General features: G+C 60.6%; 15 protein-coding genes and 2 pseudogenes. 5 read left to right on the top strand and 12 right to left on the bottom strand.

The genetic code is table 11. The features are described from left to right. Positions 1-427: 427 nt before the first annotated feature. Positions 428-592 (bottom strand): hypothetical protein, encoded by a 165-nt coding sequence (locus VJS46_RS11625; protein WP_324060221.1) that lies wholly within the window; start codon positions 590-592, stop codon positions 428-430. A gap of 440 nt (positions 593-1,032) precedes the next feature. On the opposite strand from VJS46_RS11625, the gene VJS46_RS11620 reads away from it, so the two are divergent. Then, positions 1,033-1,773 (top strand): glutamine amidotransferase, encoded by a 741-nt coding sequence (locus VJS46_RS11620; protein ID WP_324060220.1) that lies wholly within the window; start codon positions 1,033-1,035, stop codon positions 1,771-1,773. On the opposite strand, the gene VJS46_RS11615 is transcribed toward VJS46_RS11620, so the two are convergent. From VJS46_RS11615 to VJS46_RS11600, 4 genes are all read right to left on the bottom strand, one after another. Beyond that, entirely contained in the window at positions 1,730-2,404 is a 675-nt protein-coding gene (locus tag VJS46_RS11615) for a response regulator transcription factor (RefSeq protein WP_324060219.1), read from the bottom strand. The two genes, VJS46_RS11620 and VJS46_RS11615, sit on opposite strands and share 44 nt — an antisense overlap. Continuing rightward, a complete protein-coding gene (locus VJS46_RS11610; RefSeq protein WP_324060218.1) occupies positions 2,401-3,840 on the bottom strand; it encodes a sensor histidine kinase in 1,440 nt (479 codons plus the stop codon). The genes VJS46_RS11615 and VJS46_RS11610 overlap by 4 nt, the downstream gene beginning before the upstream one ends. A gap of 6 nt (positions 3,841-3,846) precedes the next feature. After that, positions 3,847-5,748, bottom strand: coding sequence for a potassium transporter Kup (locus VJS46_RS11605; protein WP_324060217.1), 1,902 nt, complete (start codon positions 5,746-5,748; stop codon positions 3,847-3,849). Between the two features lie 163 nt (positions 5,749-5,911). Then, positions 5,912-7,579: a hypothetical protein gene (locus tag VJS46_RS11600; protein WP_324060216.1), complete on the bottom strand. Its 1,668-nt coding sequence runs from the start codon at positions 7,577-7,579 to the stop codon at positions 5,912-5,914. A 267-nt stretch (positions 7,580-7,846) separates the two neighbouring features. Between VJS46_RS11600 and VJS46_RS11595 the strand changes: the two are divergent. Continuing rightward, a pseudogene (locus tag VJS46_RS11595) lies at positions 7,847-8,260 on the top strand (hypothetical protein); the annotation flags it as partial. After that, positions 8,253-8,579: pseudogene (locus VJS46_RS11590) on the top strand (ATP-dependent DNA ligase); the annotation flags it as partial. The pseudogenes VJS46_RS11595 and VJS46_RS11590, both read left to right, overlap by 8 nt. 2 nt (positions 8,580-8,581) lie before the next feature. Here the strand turns inward: VJS46_RS11590 and VJS46_RS11585 are convergent. Together VJS46_RS11585 and VJS46_RS11580 are read right to left on the bottom strand one after the other, a co-directional pair. After that, entirely contained in the window at positions 8,582-10,042 is a 1,461-nt protein-coding gene (locus VJS46_RS11585; protein ID WP_324060215.1) for a glycerol kinase, read from the bottom strand. Further along, positions 10,017-10,313: a hypothetical protein gene (locus VJS46_RS11580; protein ID WP_324060214.1), complete on the bottom strand. Its 297-nt coding sequence runs from the start codon at positions 10,311-10,313 to the stop codon at positions 10,017-10,019. The genes VJS46_RS11585 and VJS46_RS11580 overlap by 26 nt, the downstream gene beginning before the upstream one ends. Here VJS46_RS11580 and VJS46_RS11575 point away from each other — a divergent pair. After that, the gene (locus VJS46_RS11575; protein WP_324060212.1) at positions 10,312-12,348 is read left to right on the top strand and encodes a TonB-dependent siderophore receptor; all 2,037 of its coding nucleotides are present in this window, start codon (positions 10,312-10,314) and stop codon (positions 12,346-12,348) included. The two genes, VJS46_RS11580 and VJS46_RS11575, sit on opposite strands and share 2 nt — an antisense overlap. Positions 12,349-12,477: 129 nt before the next feature. Here VJS46_RS11575 and VJS46_RS11570 read toward each other — a convergent pair whose 3' ends face one another. The 5 genes from VJS46_RS11570 to VJS46_RS11550 all read right to left on the bottom strand — a co-directional run bounded on the left by VJS46_RS11570 (position 12,478) and on the right by VJS46_RS11550 (position 17,292). Continuing rightward, entirely contained in the window at positions 12,478-13,347 is an 870-nt protein-coding gene (locus tag VJS46_RS11570) for an NAD(P)-dependent oxidoreductase (RefSeq protein WP_324060211.1), read from the bottom strand. A 59-nt stretch (positions 13,348-13,406) separates the two neighbouring features. Next, positions 13,407-13,781: a cupin domain-containing protein gene (locus VJS46_RS11565; RefSeq protein ID WP_324060210.1), complete on the bottom strand. Its 375-nt coding sequence runs from the start codon at positions 13,779-13,781 to the stop codon at positions 13,407-13,409. Between the two features lie 83 nt (positions 13,782-13,864). Continuing rightward, positions 13,865-14,830: a sugar phosphate isomerase/epimerase gene (locus tag VJS46_RS11560; protein WP_324060209.1), complete on the bottom strand. Its 966-nt coding sequence runs from the start codon at positions 14,828-14,830 to the stop codon at positions 13,865-13,867. Positions 14,831-14,837: 7 nt separating this feature from the next. Further along, on the bottom strand, positions 14,838-16,553 hold the full coding sequence (locus tag VJS46_RS11555) for a CocE/NonD family hydrolase (protein WP_324060208.1): 1,716 nt from the start codon (positions 16,551-16,553) through the stop codon (positions 14,838-14,840). Between the two features lie 217 nt (positions 16,554-16,770). Beyond that, positions 16,771-17,292 carry a MarR family winged helix-turn-helix transcriptional regulator gene (locus VJS46_RS11550; protein ID WP_324060207.1) on the bottom strand — a complete coding sequence of 174 codons (522 nt, stop codon included), beginning with the start codon at positions 17,290-17,292 and terminating at the stop codon, positions 16,771-16,773. Positions 17,293-17,550: 258 nt separating this feature from the next. On the opposite strand from VJS46_RS11550, the gene VJS46_RS11545 reads away from it, so the two are divergent. Further along, positions 17,551-17,778 (top strand): Rieske 2Fe-2S domain-containing protein (locus VJS46_RS11545; RefSeq protein ID WP_324060205.1); only part of this gene is annotated, 228 nt, incomplete at its 3' end.

Raw genomic sequence — 17,778 nt, 5'->3', positions numbered from 1 at the left:
GTGGAATTCCCACGGCGCACCATAAAAAATGGTTAACGGAATTGGGGGCAGCAAGAAAAATAGCACGCAGAACTGACATAAAACTGCAATATTTCCATCAGAGCGCGTTAACTTTTACGCGAAGAACATGTCCGAACTGGGGTACCGGCATTAGATAGGGCAAGCTTCATTCAGCGCCTGGCTCCCCCTGCGGCAGGGCTCATTGGAGGCATGGGAAACAGAATTCCGAGTACAGCCATGTCGCTCGCGGTGTGGTCGATCGGCCGTATGTGAAAGCCTTGGCCACGGCGAAGCTTTAGAACCTCGAAGGCCAGGCGGCTTGTGCGCTATTCGGTATCTTCAGGAAAAGATCGGCCGCGCCGGGGTTGAGCTGAAGGCGCGGCCCAGTTTGGCCGGGTAAAGGGGAAATTCCCGGCTATTCATCCTGTCAGCGCGGCTTGCGGCGCGTCTGTTTTCTGGCTTGCGGCGCATTGCCCGCATAGTCGCTGGGCAAGGGCTCCCTTCCGCTCCAAAGGGCGCGGGCGGCCTCCTGAAGCGACAAGGGGTAGCGGGCGATTGCTGCAAGATCGGTTTCGGTGATGATGATGGACATGGCTGTTCCTCGCCGGAAACGCCGTGCAAAGCGTTCCGTCATGCTGTTGACTTCAGATTGACTGGTTCTACGGTCGGACGGCCGACCGTTTCCTTATCTGCTACACATCATGAAAATACGCATCGTTTTCTCCCAATTGGCTGGGGGAAACACGATGCCTGGCGTGGTCGCCCGAGCATCGCGCGCTTTAGCCGTTGGTTACGCGGAGCAAGCTGCATCCCTGTCAAAAGCCGCGGGCAACCGAGCGGTCGAAAGACCGTGGACCTTTTACCAGAAGGCCCTTGCATCAGTAATCTCTACTTATATGGTAGAAATATAGCGGTCAAGCCAAGTTTAGGTTGACCAGGCAAAAGGCGGATTATCCGCGACAGACAAAGATTGAAGGCATTGAAGAAAGTCTATCTTTCCATTCCCCCCGCCCCAAACCCATAGGAGCGACCATGAAATCCGCCCTGATCATCCGGCATGTCCCCTATGAAGGCGTCGCAGGCTATAGGCAGCCCATAGAGGAGGCAGGCTATCTTATCGACCGGATCGACGTCTCCGATCCCGCCTTCAGTTCTCTCGAACTGCGGGAACCCGATTTGCTGATCATGATGGGCGGCCCGATGGGCGTTTATGAACAGGATCAATATCCCTGGATCGCCTGCCAGCTCCGCCGCTTGCGTCACCGGCTTGAGGCCGGCCGGCCCACATTGGGCGTCTGCTTTGGCGCGCAGATGATGGCGGCGGCGCTGGGCGCGGAGGTCTATGCCGGACCACATAAGGAGGTGGGGTTTCATCCCATTCGCTTGAACGCAGCGGGAATCTCATCTCCCCTCCGGCATCTGGAGGATGTGCCGGTCCTTCACTGGCATGGCGACACATTCACCATGCCGGACAATGTAGAGCCGCTCGGCTCCAGCCATCTTTATGAATATCAGGCTTTCCGGCGCGGTCCCAATATCCTGGCGCTCCAATTCCATGCCGAGATGGGTGAGGATGAGCGCTTCGATGCCTGGATCGAGGAATGGCCGGAATCAGTGATCGAAGCTGGAGGGGACGAAGCCTCCCTGCGGGCTGCGCATGACCTTCACGGTCCAACAGCCGTGGCAGCAGGCCGAAAGATGATCGCAGAATGGGTCAGCCAGTTCGCGTTCAATCCATCAGCCGATAGCCAATGGCTGGCTCGTTGCGAATAAGGGCCGGCCGTGCGGGGTCCGTCTCCAGTTTGAGGCGCAGCGCGCGGATGACGACCCGCAAATAGTCGACGTCACCGGTATGCGCCTTGCCCCACACGCGTTCAAGCAATGCCGCGTGGGTGCACAGGCGGCCTCCGGCTTCCATCAGCGTCTGCAACACCGCAAATTCGCGTGGGGTGAGCGCAACCGGTTGCCCCCGGCACGTCACCTGATGCCGCGCTGCATCCAGCATGACCGGCCCGAAGCTGAGATCTGACTTCGAAGCGGACGATCCTGCACGGCGCAGCGCGGACCGCAGCCTTGCTAGCAGCTCATCGGCATCGAAAGGCTTGGTCACATAATCGTCAGCGCCAAGGTCAAGCGCCGCGATCTTCTCAGCGGTGTCGTGGCGGGCAGTGATCACAATGACAGGAAATTGATGCCGGGCGCGAACCGCAGCGATCATCTCCATCCCATCGCGGTCAGGCAGGCCAAGATCGAGCAGCATCGCGTCGGCGCCGCCACGCTCCAGGGCCGCCATCGCGTCCTTTGCGGTCCCGGCAACCTCCACCCGATAGCCACCGCGTTCCAGCACGCCCGATAACAGCCGGAGGATTGCCGGTTCATCGTCGACAATCAGAATGCGTGTCATGGCCCTTTCATCTTCCGCACCGGCATGGTGAGGCGAAAAAGGGCGCCGCCCTCCCCGTTTTCTTCGGCCTTGATCGTCATGCCCATCACATCGGCGAAGCCTTTGGCAATGGCAAGCCCCAGCCCGCTGCCGCCGCTGCGGTCACTGCCGTCAACACGCGCAAACCGCTCGAAAATACGGGTCCGGTCCTGATCGGGTATACCGGGACCATCGTCCTGCACGGTCAGATCCACTGAACCGTTGCGTTCCCGTGCGGAGACCTCGACCTTGGATCGTGCATGCCGGACGCCATTGTCGACGAGGTTGACGACGATGTGCCGCAACAGCACCGGATCGGCCTCCACCAAGGGCAATGTCGCACTCACATCCTGCGTCATCCGTAGCCGTTCCGTGCCATCTCCCAGAGCCGTGCGCGCATCGGCAACGATGTCGACGAGATCGACGGCTTCCATCTGCGGCGTCAGTGCGCCGCTTTCGATCCGGGCCGCCCCGATCAAGTCGTCCATCATGCGGTCCAGCCGCCGCGCCTCCACCAGTGCATGCGCAGCGCCTTCGTCCCCCGGCGCAAGTTTCGTCAATTCCCCGGTTACCACTGTCAGCGGCGTGCGAAAGTCATGGGCGAGCGCAGCCAGCAGCGTACGGCGGAAGGCATCTCGATCCTCCAGGCGTTCACGCTCGCGCCGTTCCTCTTCGAGCGCGATCCGGTCTCGCGCCTGCCCCAATAGCCTAGCCAGCGCCTGAAGCTGAGCCAGTTCCAGTTCGCTGCGGGTAGCACCGCTCATGGGACGCGCCACCGCAAGCAAGTCGGTGCCGGATTGGCGGCGCGGGCTCAAGGGCAGAAATGTCCACTCGGCAGCGGGCATGATGCTGGAGCCATGTCCTGTTACGTCGCCATTGTGCATCGCCCATGCAAGTGCGGAGAGATCGAGGGTGGACAGGCTGCTTTCCGCCTGGAGCAATGCGCCAAAAGGGATGATCCTGGCCTCGCCATAGGTCCGGCCGAGCCAATCCAGAGCCCCATCAAGGGAACTGGCCGCCTTGCCCTGCCCGAGCAGACCCGCAAATTGCGCGGCTTCGGCATTTGCCTCGGCGCGCCCGGCTGCGTCGGCTTGGCGTGCCTTGAGCGCCGCTGCCAGGCGGCTCGTCACGATGGCCACCGAGAACAGGACCAGCACGCTCACCAGATTGTCGACGCCATGGATCCGGAAAGTGTAGCGCGGAGGGAGCAGGAAGAAATTATAGGCGAGCGCGCCTCCCGCCGCCGCGACCAGCGCAGGACCAACGCCGCCGCGTGCGGCAACCAGCAGGAGCGGCAGCAGGAACAGCAATGCCGAGGAGGCGACGCCCAGAACCGGCAACCATGCTGCGGTAATGGCGGCGACTATCGCCACCCCTGCAAGGGCAAGCAGATAGGAGACCGGATCGCCGCGCATCATTCCCCTCTATAGCTCTATTTGCGAGCCGAGTTCGACCACCCGATTGGGCGGGATCGCGAAAAAGGCGGTCGGATCAGCGGCATTCCGGTGAAGGAAGCTGTAGAGCAAGGTCATCCAGCGGGGCATGACCGGACGGCTCGCGCGGCGTATGGCGTTGCGGCCCACAAAGAAGGAGGTGCCTCCAACACCGGTCAGCAGATTGCTTCGCGCGAGATCGCTCGGCACGTCAACCCGGTCCATATAGCCATAGGTCAGCCGCGCCCTAGCGAAATGGTCGTCGATCCACTCGAGAGAGAGGCGTTGGTCCGGCGCGATATGGGGGGTGGGGCCAGTCGCGACGGTCAGCAGCACGTTTGTCCGGTGCAGTGCCTTGTTGTGCTTGAGATTGTGCAGCAGCGCCGATGGAGCGACATTCCCATCCTGGGTCAGGAACACCGCGACACCATCGACGATCAGCGGGGGCCGGACTGCGAGCGCAGTGGCAAGATCGGGCATGGATACCCCCTGCTCGCTGGTGCGGGCGATGGACACCCGCCGTCCATGCATCCAGGCGACGATGATAAGCCCTATAATGCCGCCCACCACCAGCGGCACCCATCCGCCTTCGCTGACGCGCAGAATATTCGCGCCGAAGAAGATGAGGTCGATCGCAAGGAATGGGACGAACAGCAGGGTCGTCCAGAGGACATGCCAGTGCCAGCCTCTCCACGCGATTACGAAGGCAAGGCAGGTCGTCACCACCATGGTGCCGGTGACCGCGATGCCATAGGCCGCTGCCATGGCCGTGCTGCTCTTGAACGCGAACACGAGGACTAGCACTCCGGCAAGCAGCGCCCAATTGACGAAAGGCATGTAAATCTGGCCGATCTGGTCGGCCGAAGTCTGACGGATCGAAAGCCGCGGCAGCAGGCCGAGCGCAACCGCCTGCTGGCTCAGCGAATAGGCGCCGGTGATCACCGCCTGGCTGGCGATGATCGTGGCAAGGGTGGCAAGGAATACCAGCGGCGCGCGCAGAACCTCGGGCGCCATGATGAAGAACCAGTCGGCATTTTTGAAAGCTGCACCGCTCGCCTGCGCTGCTTCGAGCGTTGCGAGGGCGAGAGCGCCTTGGCCAAGATAATTGAGCGTGAGCGCGGGCCAGACCAGGCTCAGCCAACCAAGCTGGATCGGCAGTCTCCCGAAATGCCCCATATCGGCGATCAGCGCCTCGGCGCCGGTCACGGTAAGGAATACGGCACCCAGCACAAACAGGCCCGGAACGCCGTGACTCATCAGGAAACGGACTGCCTCAACGGGGTTGAAGGCCAGCAGGATTTCGGGCGCGCGGGCGATATGCCACAGGCCCAGTGCGCCGATGCTGAGAAACCAGATAGTGCATATTGGTCCGAACAGACCCGCGACCCTTGCCGTTCCGCGCGCCTGAATGGCAAAGAGGGCGGCGAGGATCCCCACGGTGAGGCCGAGGATTGAGGGATGGCCCATGCCTCCAAGTCCAGGGATGGTCTTCAGCCCTTCCACCGCCGACAGCACCGATAGCGCAGGCGTGATGATGGCATCGCCATAGAAGAGCGCCGCGCCCGTACCGCCCAGCAGCAGTACGACGGGCCATTTGCCCTGTGTTGCGCGGCTGGCGAGCGCCATCAGCGACAGCACACCCCCTTCGCCATGATTGTCCGCGCGGGTCAGGAACAGGACATATTTGAGCGTGACGACGATGATGAGCGCCCAGAGCATGAGGCTGAGCACCCCGATGATCTCGCCGCGGCCGATCACGCCCGCCGATGTCTGCGCCAGAGCCTCGCGAAAGGCATAAAGCGGGCTTGTACCGATGTCGCCGTAGACGACGCCGATGGCGCCGAGCGTGAGGGCGGCGAGGGAAGACGATGCGGCGGTTTTGCGAGCGAACATGAAGCAGCCTTACTGAAAATGCTGCAACCGATGTGAGCCGGGAAGACATTAAGCCGCCATGTGGAATGACGGGCGGCGGCATTAAGCGAGCATTAAAATGGCAGAGCCTCCCGCAAAGGCCCGCATCCCTCGACCGCGCTCAGGACGAATGGGATGTCTTTATCTAAGCCTTGTGGCCTTGGCTACGGATCCTTGCTGCAATTGTCTCCAGAAACGCCTTGCCCTCTCGCGGCATGCCGCAAACGGGAGCTGATCGCGGCAGCACTTTGGCGAAAGCGGAGGATGAAGGTCCCTCGATCCTCATCAGTTCCGAGCCGGGTACGGAATCGGCAGCAGTGATTGCACCATCCTGCTCAAGAACGCGCGTCATGAAGGCAATGCTGCGCTTATCCTCTTCGGTGTTGGAATGATAAAGGATCAGCCAGGCCGGCCGGGCTGCGGTAATGCGCCGGATGTCGTCATTGATGCAAGTCGGACTATCCCGATATCGGCTAAGCAGTTGATAGCGCACATTCTCCATCCCATAGCGCCGAGCATAGAGGAGATAGGGCCGCTCGGCCGAGACGCTCAGGAACAGCGCGTCGCCCGGCTTCATATGGCGAGAGAGATAGCGGAGATTGGACTTCACCTCTTCTACTGGCCAGGCAGGGATCTGCGCGGCCGACGTGGCGGTGAGCCAGAGCGGCTTTGCCCCGAACAGGAGCAACAGGGCGATGGCCGCAAGTGCCGGATAGCGGAAAGACCGGACCGCCGCCACAAGCGCAATCGCCACGCCAACCGCAGCCGAGGGAGCAAGGAACAGCAGGAAACGGGTCTCGAATGGGTAGGCCTGCAGCCCTGAAGCGATGACAGCAATGACGAAGGGCGACAGGAGCAGGGCCAGCAGCCACCGGTCACGCCACCAGATGCAATAGCACCCGAAGAGGAAAAAGACCGTAGCGGTCAGCCCGCCCAGCCGCGAAAGCAGAAAGGAAAGCGCGCTTGCGAGCGCCGCAGGATACCAGCGGATGGCCTTTAACGACAAGGGCATCGGAGCGAAGTCGTCGACCCAGAATATTTGGGTCATATTGCCCACCGTGGTCTGCTGCCCTGCATAAACGAAGACGTAGAGGCCGGCGAACAATGCCAGCCAGGCGCAGCCGGTGGCGGCAAGCGCGATCGCCCACGGCTGGTCGCGCCGGACGAGCGCCGCAGCGAACAGGACAAGGCCCGTTCCCGCCATCACCATGGCCCCGCCGAAGGACAGGGGAATGCAGACAAGACCGACAAGCGCGTAGCAGGCAGTAATCCGCAAGCGATGGCTTGCTTTCCCCAACATCGTGGCAGCCAGAAGCAACAGCGCAATCGCGAACAGAGCATCCAGGATATAAGGCTTGACCATCGCCGAATAGGCGATGAGCGCCGAAGTCAATCCGAAGAGCGAAACGCCAGCCAGCGTTTCCCACGAATCGGCGACGGCGCGCATGAACCGCCAAAACAGCACGACACTTCCGATTCCTCCGATCAGTGCCACGAACCGCAAGGAATAATCGAAATCCGATGAGACCTGCAAGGCGGCCTTTTCCAGCAACAACCATCCCACAGGTGCCAACTGATTGAAATAAAGCTGCCCGAAAAGGGCTCGCGCCGGAAGATGGATGATATTGATCGCCACCATCGCCTCGTCCGTCCAAAGCGAACGGGCGGCAGCAAAATTCCACAGCCTCAACAAAATTGCTGCCGTAAGAACCGCAAAGGTCGCTGCCTTCAGTCCGTCACCGCGAAGCGAGGAAATAATCGTCCGCTGCCCTGGGGCGGATGAGCCAGCGTCACCTGAATATCGGTCGATCATTCTGCCTCTTTCCCGGCACGCGCCAGATTTCGATCCGCCTCTGCGGTAATTCATTCCGCGCAGCAGCAACCGGTCCTCTTCTGGGCGCCGGTCAGTATCGCTCTCGTGCTTGGGTCCGCCTTCGCGATACCATGGCCTCCATGCCGGCCCAAGTTAGCGACCGGCCGATTAACTCCTCGGGGATGAATGCTATTCTGAATAGTCAGGGATGGACTACGCCAGGTCTTGCGCTGGACTTTCCGTAGCGGGGCACCATCTTGAACCTTGATGGCCGGAACAAGCCTTTGGTTGCGAGCGGAATCCTATGGGCTCTATGTGGCGCCGGCGGACTGCTGGATCGATCCCTCGCAGCCGGTCGGCACGGCATTGGTGACCCATGGCCATGCCGATCATGCGCGCGGCGGGCATCGCCGCTGCCTCGCCACGCCTGAAACGCTCGCCATCATGGCGCTGCGCTACGGGGGCAAGGCGCAGCGGCTGATCGCCGAATTGCGCCGGGCCGGCTATGGGCAGCCGATCTGGCTCCACGGCGCGCTGGAGCAGATGTGCCGTCTCTATGAGGAGTTTGGCGTCGATTTGGGGCCGCTGCAGCTCGTTTCCGATGCCGCCAAGACAGACCTGACGGGACAGCTCATAATCTGCCCGCCCGGCGCGCTGAACGACCGCTGGAGCCGCCGACTTCACCTTCGGCTGCTGAGATGGCGACCCGGACCAGGGCGCCGACCTGTTGCCGGTCGGCAAAGCCTATTTCGGTTTTACTGACGAGGAACTGAAATGGCTCGACAGCCATGTCCGCCGTCATACGGTCAACCGCTTCGGTCCTGTAAGGGAAACGGACAAGAGCCTGGTCCTCGAAGTAGCCTTTGATTCCGTGCACGAAAGCAAACGGCACAAGTCGGGCCTTGCCATGCGTTTCCCGCGCATCAACCGGATCCGATCCGACAAGCCGGCGCATGAGGCCGACCGCATCGCAACCCTCCGGGCAATGGCGAAGGATTGAGGTCAGATCTTCGAGAGTGCCGTGGCCCAGCCTTTCAGCCTGGCGGTTCGAACGGAGGGATTGATCGCGGGCCGGAATTCCTGCACCCCCTTGCGCATGATGGCCGCGTCTTCGAGCGAGGCGTACAGCCCTGCGCCCACGGCCGCGAGCATGGCGGCGCCCAATGCGGTTGTCTCGACCAATTCGGGCCGCTCCACCGGAATGTCCAACATGTCGGCCAGGTCCTGCGCCATCCAGTCATTGGCGGCCATTCCGCCATCGATCTTCAGCCGCTGCCATAGCACCCGGTCGGCGGCAAAGGCGCTTTTCAGGTCATGCGCCATATAGGCCATGGATTCGAGCGCTGCACGGGCGATGTGCGCGCGCGTGGTTGCAAAGCTGAGGCCAGTGAGCGCGCCCCTTGCATCAGGATTCCAATGTGGAGCGCCAAGACCCGTCAGGGCTGGGACCAGATAAACGCCGTCATTGTCGGGAACGGTCGGCGCGAGCGTTGCCGTTTCGGCCGCCGACGCCAATATGCCCAGCTCATCGCGCAGCCACTTGATGAGGCTGCCCGCGACGAACACCGATCCTTCCAGGGCATAATGGCGCTTGCCGCCAATCTGATGCAGCACCGTCGCGAGCAGCCTGTGCCCTGATCGCGGAACGATGCTTCCCGAATTGGCGAGCACAAAGGCGCCCGTCCCAAATGTCGCCTTGGTATCGCCCATGGCAAGGCAGGCCTGGCCGATGGTCGCGGCCTGCTGGTCGCCTGCCGCGCCGCAGATCGGGATGGAGCCGCCCAGAAGGCCCGGGGCCGTTGCGCCGATCAATCCCGCGCAGTCGACAATTGCTGGCAAGCTTGCCGCTGGTATTCCGAACATCGCCAAAAGCGCGCTGTCCCAGCCTTGTCCATCGAGCGCCATCAGCATGGTGCGGCTGGCATTGCTTGCGTCTGTGACATGCAGGCCCCCGGTCAACCGGAAAATGAGGTAGGATTCAACCGTTCCCAGCGCGAGACGTTCGCCCGCCTCGCCGACGTTCGTCCAGTTTTCGAGCATCCATGCCATTTTGCTGCCGCTGAAATAGGGGTCGAGGAGAAGGCCCGTCTTCGCCTGAACGAGCGCCTCATGCCCTGATTTCCTAAGGGCCGTGCATTGATCGGCAGTGCGCCGGTCCTGCCAGACTATGGCGCGCGCAAGCGGCTCTCTCGTCCGCTTGTCCCAGGCGACCACGGTTTCGCGCTGATTGGTGATGCCAAGCGCGGCGATGCGATCCACACCCCCCGCGCGCTCCACCATTTCCTGCAAGCAGGCAAGCGTCTTGTCCCATATCTCGGCGGCGTCATGTTCGACATGGCCGGCCGCCGGATAATATTGGGTCAATTCGCGCTGAGCGAACCCCAGGCACTCGCCCGCGGCATCGAACAATATGGCCCGGGTCGAAGTCGTTCCTTCGTCAATAACCAGAATATTGCCGCTCAATCTTTCTCTCCCGCCGAGGGGGCTCCAGGACGGCGCTCAGCGGGTGATGCTGCCCAAAGCGTGAACGCCCGCCTTCAATATCACATTCCGAAATCTGTGTTCGCACTTTGAAGGTCGTCCTGCTGAGAAACAATCTTTCGATCATTTGGATGGCAATATTGCTAATCAATCGCATTAACTGTAGAGGCGCGAAACTAATGCCTTCAGGGGGAAGTATGAAATCCAAATTATTCCTGTCCGCAGCTTTGCTTGCGTTTCCAGCCGCCGCCATGGCGACTGAAGCCGAGTCGGAAGATGGCCGCACAATCATCGTGACCGGCAAGTCAGTGGGCTATGTTGCGATCAACTCGGCCACTGCGACGAAAACGGACACGCCGCTCATCGACGTACCGCAAAGCATCAATGTTGTGACGCGCGAACAGCTCGACGATCAGGCCCAGCACAGCATTGCAGACGTGCTGCGTTATGTTCCCGGCACTACGGTCGGCCAGGGTGAGGGTAATCGCGACCAGATCACCCTTCGCGGGCAGAACACGACCGCCGACTTCTTCCTCGATGGCGTGCGCGACGACGTCCAATATTATCGCAGCCTCTACAACATCGAGCGCGTGGAAATCCTCAAGGGCCCCTTCGCGCTGATTTTCGGCCGCGGCGGCAGCGGCGGCATCATCAACCGCGTGCAGAAGACTCCATCTGTCGACGCGCTGGCGATCGGCGGCTCGGCCAGCGTCAACAGCTTTGGCGCCTGGGATGTTTCGGCAGACATCAATGCGCCGATCAGCGGCAATGCCGCCTTTCGCCTCAACGCCAATTACGAAGACCTGAACAATCACCGGGATTTCTTCGGCGGCGAGCGCTACGCAATCAATCCCTATCTCGCCGTCGATCTGGGGCGGTGGAAGCTCGGCCTCTCCTATGAATATGTGAACGACGATCGCGTGACCGATCGCGGCGTGCCCTCGATCGCCACCGCGGCGGGACGGCCCAATCGTCCCCTCACCGGCCACCGCGAAACCTTTTTCGGTGTTCCCGGCGTCAACCGCACTGGTCTCGAAGCCCACATCGTGAAGGCTCGGCTCGACGGCGAACTGGCCGAGAACCTGAACTGGTCGACGACGGTGCTCTATGGCGACTATGACAAATACTACACCAATGTCTTCGCCAATGGCGCGGTGAACACCACAGACAATACGGTTGCACTGTCGAGCTATACCGACCCTACGAAGCGGCAGAATTTTATCGCCCAGAGCAATCTGGTCTGGGACGTCAATCTCGGCTCGATCGGCAATAAGATCCTGCTCGGTCTCGAATATGGCGATCAGGACTCCACCAACCAGCGCCGCAATGGCACGCTGTCGAGCAGTTCGCTGGACCTCGACAATATTGTCTATCCAACAGTGACTTTCGGCGCGCCGGTTCGCAACACCGAGTCCGACGTGCAGTTCTTCTCGGCCTATGCGCAGGACCAGATCAGCTTCGGCGAGCATGTCGATCTCGTCGTCGGCCTGCGCTATGACCGGTTCGAGATAGAGGGCACCGACCTGATCGGAACGCCGCGTCCCTTCTCGCGCACCGATGAGAAGGTCAGCCCTCGTGTCGGCCTGATCCTGAAACCGCAAGAGAATATCTCAATCTACGGCAGCTACAGCAAATCCTTCCTGCCGCGCTCCGGCGACCAGTTCCTGACCCTCGCGCCCGCGTCAGGAACCACGCCGGGACAGGAAGACCTCGCGCCAGAGAAGATGACTAATTACGAAATCGGTGCGAAGTGGGATATCCGCCCCGATCTCAATGTCACCCTTGCCCTGTTCCAGCTCGACAGGAACAATACCGGCGTGCCAGTCCCGGGCGTACCGGGATCGCAGTTTCTGACGGACACGCGGACCAAGGGCGTCGAACTGGCACTCGTAGGCCGGATCCTGCCAGGCTGGCAAGTGAGCGGCGGCTACAGCTATCAGGATGCCTATCGTAAGAACGACGACAGCATCAGGCTTGGCCAAGTGCCGGAACATCAGTTCGCGCTGTGGAACCGCTATGACTTCAATAGCCATGTCGGCGCAGGCCTTGGCGTGATCCACCAGTCGAGCCAGTTCGCCGCAATCCGCACATCCGCAACGACCACACGCCTGCCCGCCTTTACCCGCGTGGACGCCGCGTTGTTCTTCAATGCCTCGGACAATGTCCAGCTTCAGCTCAACGTGGAAAATCTGCTCGACGAGGACTATTTTTCCGACGCGCACAATAACAACAACATAACACCTGGTGCGCCGATCAACAGCCGGTTCACGGTGCGTGTGAAGTTCTAAGAGCAAGGCAGGGGACGGGCGTGCCGCACACTCCCGTCCCCTATGCGCCGCAAACAGGTCTGGAGCAGCGTGCGGCCATTTGAAGCCACAGGCATTTTGCACCCCTATCTTCCAAAACTAGACCGCCGTTTATCGACCTTTCTCAAGGCAGGTCAAAAGCGCCGTTGCATCACGATCGCCAAACTCCTCAATGACCTTGCGGTAAATTGCAGAAGCCAAGTGCACCATTGGCAGCCTCGTCTCCGCTCCCTCGCTAACGAGATCAAGATCCTTCGCGAAGGTGCCAAGGGCCACAAGCGGTGGCTCAAAGACATTTCGCGCCATACGCGATCCCAAAATTTGGAGAGGGAGCGAATCCGCCCAGCCGCCGGCCAAAGCGTCGGTAAGCGCACCAAGATCAAGCTCCTGTGCCCGGCCGAGCCTCAGCGCTTCTGCTATCGCGACAACATTGACGGCCACGATCAGTTGATTGCACAGCTTTGCAGCCTGACCGCTGCCAACCGGTCCGAGATGACAGATGCGCTTCGCCAACGGATCCAGGATCGGCTTTGCTTGATTTACATCCCGCTCATCGCCGCCACAGAAGATGACCAGCTCTCCGCTTTCCGCTCCGTTGACGCCGCCTGAAACCGGCGCGTCTATCCAGCGAACGCCCGGAGCCGTCCGGGCCAGGCGTTCGGCGAATGCCTTCGTTGCATTGGGTCCAATGGTGGAAAAATCTATGATGGTCGCGTCCCCGCCAAGACGGGAAACCAGATCGCCACCGCCAAAGAGCACGTCCTCCACCGCATTTGCATCCGTCAGGCAGAGACAGATATGCGAGGCGTTCGCTACGGCGTCCGCCGCTGTTGCACACATAAGGGCCCCGGCATCAACAGCCCGGCGTGCCTTTTGCTGGGAGCGGTTCCAAATGCGAACGACGAATCCGGCCGAAAGCAGCCGCAATATCATCGGCGTTCCCATAAGGCCGGAGCCGAGAAAAGCGACGTTCCCCTTCATGCCGCCGCCTCGCGCTGGTTCATGGAAGAAATTGGCCGGGCTTGAACCATTTGGCCTCGCTAGCGCCGCATATATCCGTCACTGCCGTCCAGCCAATCCTGGCGGGGTGGATTGAAGATATCGAGTTCGAACGTGTCTTCCAATGCGAAAGCACTATGCACCAGCATCGCGGGAATGAAGACGATCGATCCGGCACGCACGATCATTGTTTCGGACTGCTCGTCCCCGAATTTGAACTCCAGGGCGCCCGTCAGCACATAGGTAAATTGCTCATTGTCATGGGAGTGCGCCGGCACGAAGTCGCCTTTGCAAAAATTCACCTGTGCAACCATCATATTGTCGGAATGGACAAACCGTCTCGTCATGCCCATGCGCATCGCTTGGAGGGGCATGCTGTTCCAGTCAGTAACGATCGGACGGGAAGTGTGGCTCATGCTTTGGACCCTTTCCTTTAGACCCGTGGAAGCCATGCCGGGCAGGACGGAGCGCGACAAAGCCCTCCTGCCCGGGCCGATGATCAAATGTTGAGTTCAGCGACGTGCGTTTTGCTTTCGACCGGATCGAGGGGCACCATGCCCTCGGCCAGCATCTGCTTTGCTTCGGAATGGACGCGGGCGAAATTGTCATAGCCTTCCTGCAGGAACTCCTGGTGCGGCTTGGCCCAGAGTGAGTCGGGCCAGGCATTGCCCCAGCGCCCGTCGTCGGAAAAGACCTCATAGTCGTACCAGCCGTCAAAGCCGGCGTCGATCAGCGTGGCGACCATCTCGCGGCACTTGTTGTGCCCCCAGCCGGGCTGGACCCGGTCACACCAGGACCGTTCCTGGATGCGGGCGTCGTTCACCTGCAGCGCGATGATGCGGTCGGCATATTGCCGCAGCTCCTGGTGCACATTGGGCTCGGGCCAATAGTGCCAGACGTCCGGGAACAGATCGACATTGTCGCGGCCCGCGCGATCGATAACGTCCATGGCAATCGTCAGATTGTGGATTACCGCGCCGCGGCGCCGGGCATAGGGTTCGAACGCGATGCGAAGACCGACCTCTCCTGCCGCGTCAGCGATCACTTTCAGGCCTTCGACAATCTCATCCACCGGTCGGCCCATCATGCTGGGATCGCCATGTCCGCCCGGTCCGACCAGTACACCGACAGGGCTGAATCGGGCCATTCGCTTGCAGCTTGCCGCAATGTTTCCCGAAAGATCCTTCCAGGTCAGCGATGCAGCCTGCGGGTTGAGCGGCACCGGCAGGATCGTCCAGTCATGTGGCACGACAATGCCGGCTTTCATGTTGTGCCGGGCCAGTGCCTCTTCGATTTCTTCTTCCTGTCCGGGTGCAATCTTCTGCTCGAAAAGGCCCACGCCTTGTGCCCCGATCGCCGCACATTGCTCAATGTCCTCGACGCATGTGTTCTTTGGGGTACTCCAGCAGCAAACTGCGAATTTGAAGTCGGCGCCCTTGTTATCATTGCTATTCATGTTGGTCATGGAATCCTCAATTGATGCGTGCTGTCGTATCGAGCGGCGGCAAGTCGCCGCCTGAGATGAACGTGCCAATGATATTGCCCTTGGTCACCGGCAGCAGCAGCTGCGAGGGGTGGTCGGCATTGTGGTGCACGGTGACACGCGACGTCGGCACGCGCGCGATGTGGCCCATCGCCATGTGCTCGATGATGTCCTGCGCCTCTTCATTGTCCGCGCTCTTGATGCGCAGGCCGATCTTCTCTCCCGGCTTCACATGCAAGCCGATCGCATTCACCTCGATGTCGAACTCGTAGATGCGACCAGGTTCGAGCGGATCGCGGCTAGTGTGCTTGTGATAGGGGCGCCAGGGGCGGGATTCCTCTCTGTCCAGCTCGCGCTGCGATCCGCGCAGCCATCCCCGCGTGATCGTCCGTTCATTGCCTTCGGCATCCTGGTGGAGCAGCGTGACGAACCAGAGCACCTCGTCGGATGTGGTCGACCCGTAGAGCTTGAGCGCGACAGGGCCGCAAAATTCGGTCGCCTCGACGAATTTGGGCGTCCAGAACTTCACCTCGCCGCGATGGAAGCTCCCATCCTCATAGCTGCTCGACCCTTCGCTCGGCCAGAATTCATGTTCGGACAGCAGGCCGCCGTCGTGCAGGTAGAAGGGCGTCCACCGCGTTTCGGGCAAGGGCCAGGAATGCGCCTTTTTCCATTCGCCCGTGCCTTGGATGAAGAGCTGTACGGGGGGTTCCTCAAGCATGCCGGTGTCATTGCCCTTCAGCCAATGATCGAACCAGCGCAGCGCCTCATAGGCATATTGGTAAAGCGGCCGGTCAAGATAGAGCGGCGGACCGATCGTCAGCCGACTCGGGCCTTTCCACTTTTCGAATGCGCGGATGTCGCCGCCCAGATGGATGCCATAGAGCCCCCAGTCGGCGCCGAAATAACCCGGAATGCTTGTGTCGGCGGAGAAGTCCACCGACCGTTCCCGGTAAAAGGGACCATCGAGTGGCTGAAGCGTCAGTTCATTGACCTGCGGACTATGCGCCTCATCCGGATTTTCCAAGGCATGGACCAGCCAGGGGTTTGCCCGAATATCGGGATCCGCCAAAGCGGTCTTCACGGCAGCATCGTATTTCTCTTCACCCCAGTCCTCACGCAGCTGATTCTTGGTGTTCAGGAAGGTATTTTGGCGGCGATGCCAATATTCGAAGAAGGTATGGGCGTATATTCCGCCGTGATAATAGAAGTCGCGATAACCATCGCTAAGGCCATACATTGAGAAGATCGCCTTGAGCGCTTCAGGCTTCAGCGCGGCGACCCGCTTGGCGAGCACGGCAAAATAGGATGCGCCGAGCATTCCGACTTTGCCATCGGCCCAAGGTTGCGCAGCAAGCCAACCGATCGCTTCATAAATGTCCTGTACCGTTTCGCGATTGGGCTCGATGTTGCTGAAATAGCCGGTGGACCCGCGCGCTCCACGGATCGTCGCGACCACCATCACATAGCCGCGGCGAACGAAGAAACTGGGATCGCCCGACTCCAGCCAGGCGCGCGGATAGGTAAACCCGACCGGCATCATCGGCGCCGTCTGCGGCTCGAGCGAATAAGGGCTCGGCGCAAACAGAACAGGAAAACGGCCACCAGCATCCGGCCGGTAAACATCAGCCTGAAGTTCAATGCCGTCCGCCACCGGGATCTTTATCCCACGCTCAACAACAACCCCATATTCACGGGGCGACAAGCTCCAATCGGTTGAAAACACCGTTCTCTCCTGAAATTCGAGGACTGCGCTCTCAAAAACGGAACAAACAAGACTGCAAGAGAGCGTCGCGGCTCAATACATGGCTCAGCTCTGATCCGGAGACAAGAAAAATATCTTCTTCGGAAGATGTTTTTTGAACATCCGGCGGCGCAGCGCTACTCGGAGGAGAAGATACTATGCTGGTAAGGTGTTGAAATTACCTGCTCTCTAGGTCCTTGAGGAGCTTGCGGCATAGATCGGCAAGGCGGTCTCTCTCCTTCGCGGTAAAAGATAGAGTCGAGGAGGAAAGCGGCGAGGCACGTACCATTTCCGTCATGGCTCTATCCGCCCATGCAATGCCCTTTTCAGTCGCAAACACGGCCATCCCGCTGCCATCACTCATCATCCGCCGTTCGATAAGTCCCAGTTTTTCGAGTCGCGAAAGTTGCTTGGCCATCGCGCCGGTTGTCACGACCTGGCTCTCCGCCAGTTCGGCGGCGCGGGGTGCATGCTCTGGCTGCTGCCGTCGCAGGATCATCAGAATCCGAAGATCGGGTCCGCTGATGCCGAAGGCTTGTCGCGAGAACCGGTCGTTCAGGCGATCGATGATGCGGCCGAGGCGGAAAATGTGGATCAGAAAGAGATATTCGGACGGGTCAAGGTCGGGCCGTTCCCGCGCCCAAGTGTCCTCGATAAATTCCGTCGGATTACCGAGCTTTCTAACGCGACGTCTGACCACTTCTATGTCCCCTGAAAGTCGTATCGGATAGCGTTTGAAACAGGTCATGCCAAGTTCGCACATGCCTGCGAGCCGGTTTAGGGGATCCGGGTCGCCTTGACATGCTGCGAAGCATCACATAATGCTTCCATGGAAGCGTGATGGGCCTGGCTGACGGTCGGCGCCAACCTGTGATGGAGTGGTCTTTATGCCCGGTCATCCAAGGCGCGGCGAGCACATTGAAAGAACATCAATCGGGGTTGGTTGAGAGGATAAGCCATGTTGTCGACAAAGGAAAACGATCTGATCTGCCGTGTCGGTCCCGGAACGGCGATGGGAACGGCCATGCGCCGCTATTGGACGCCGGCGATGCAATCGAGCGACCTGCCTGACGCTGGCGGCGATCCCCGGCGGGTGGTGTTGCTGGGCGAGGCCTTCGTCGCGTTCCGCGGCGAGGACGGCAAGGTCGGCATCCTGGACGAAGCCTGCCCGCACCGCGGGGTCAGC

It is taken from the genome of Rhizorhapis sp. (genome assembly GCF_035276005.1).
Classification (GTDB): domain Bacteria; phylum Pseudomonadota; class Alphaproteobacteria; order Sphingomonadales; family Sphingomonadaceae; genus Rhizorhapis.
This window is presented reverse-complemented; position numbering and strand designations above follow the sequence as displayed.

Bases quoted from the DNA above. Each gene is read 5' to 3' on its own strand.
- VJS46_RS11620 (WP_324060220.1), top strand. From the start codon at position 1,033: ATGAAATCCGCCCTGATCATCCGGCATGTCCCCTATGAAGGCGTCGCA.
- VJS46_RS11560 (WP_324060209.1), bottom strand. From the start codon at position 14,830: ATGACCAACATGAATAGCAATGATAACAAGGGCGCCGACTTCAAATTC.
- VJS46_RS11605 (WP_324060217.1), bottom strand. From the start codon at position 5,748: ATGTTCGCTCGCAAAACCGCCGCATCGTCTTCCCTCGCCGCCCTCACG.
- VJS46_RS11625 (WP_324060221.1), bottom strand. From the start codon at position 592: ATGTCCATCATCATCACCGAAACCGATCTTGCAGCAATCGCCCGCTAC.
- VJS46_RS11575 (WP_324060212.1), top strand. From the start codon at position 10,312: ATGGCGACTGAAGCCGAGTCGGAAGATGGCCGCACAATCATCGTGACC.
- VJS46_RS11580 (WP_324060214.1), bottom strand. From the start codon at position 10,313: ATGGCGGCGGCTGGAAACGCAAGCAAAGCTGCGGACAGGAATAATTTG.
- VJS46_RS11570 (WP_324060211.1), bottom strand. From the start codon at position 13,347: ATGAAGGGGAACGTCGCTTTTCTCGGCTCCGGCCTTATGGGAACGCCG.
- VJS46_RS11610 (WP_324060218.1), bottom strand. From the start codon at position 3,840: ATGATGCGCGGCGATCCGGTCTCCTATCTGCTTGCCCTTGCAGGGGTG.
- VJS46_RS11615 (WP_324060219.1), bottom strand. From the start codon at position 2,404: ATGACACGCATTCTGATTGTCGACGATGAACCGGCAATCCTCCGGCTG.
- VJS46_RS11600 (WP_324060216.1), bottom strand. From the start codon at position 7,579: ATGATCGACCGATATTCAGGTGACGCTGGCTCATCCGCCCCAGGGCAG.
- VJS46_RS11565 (WP_324060210.1), bottom strand. From the start codon at position 13,781: ATGAGCCACACTTCCCGTCCGATCGTTACTGACTGGAACAGCATGCCC.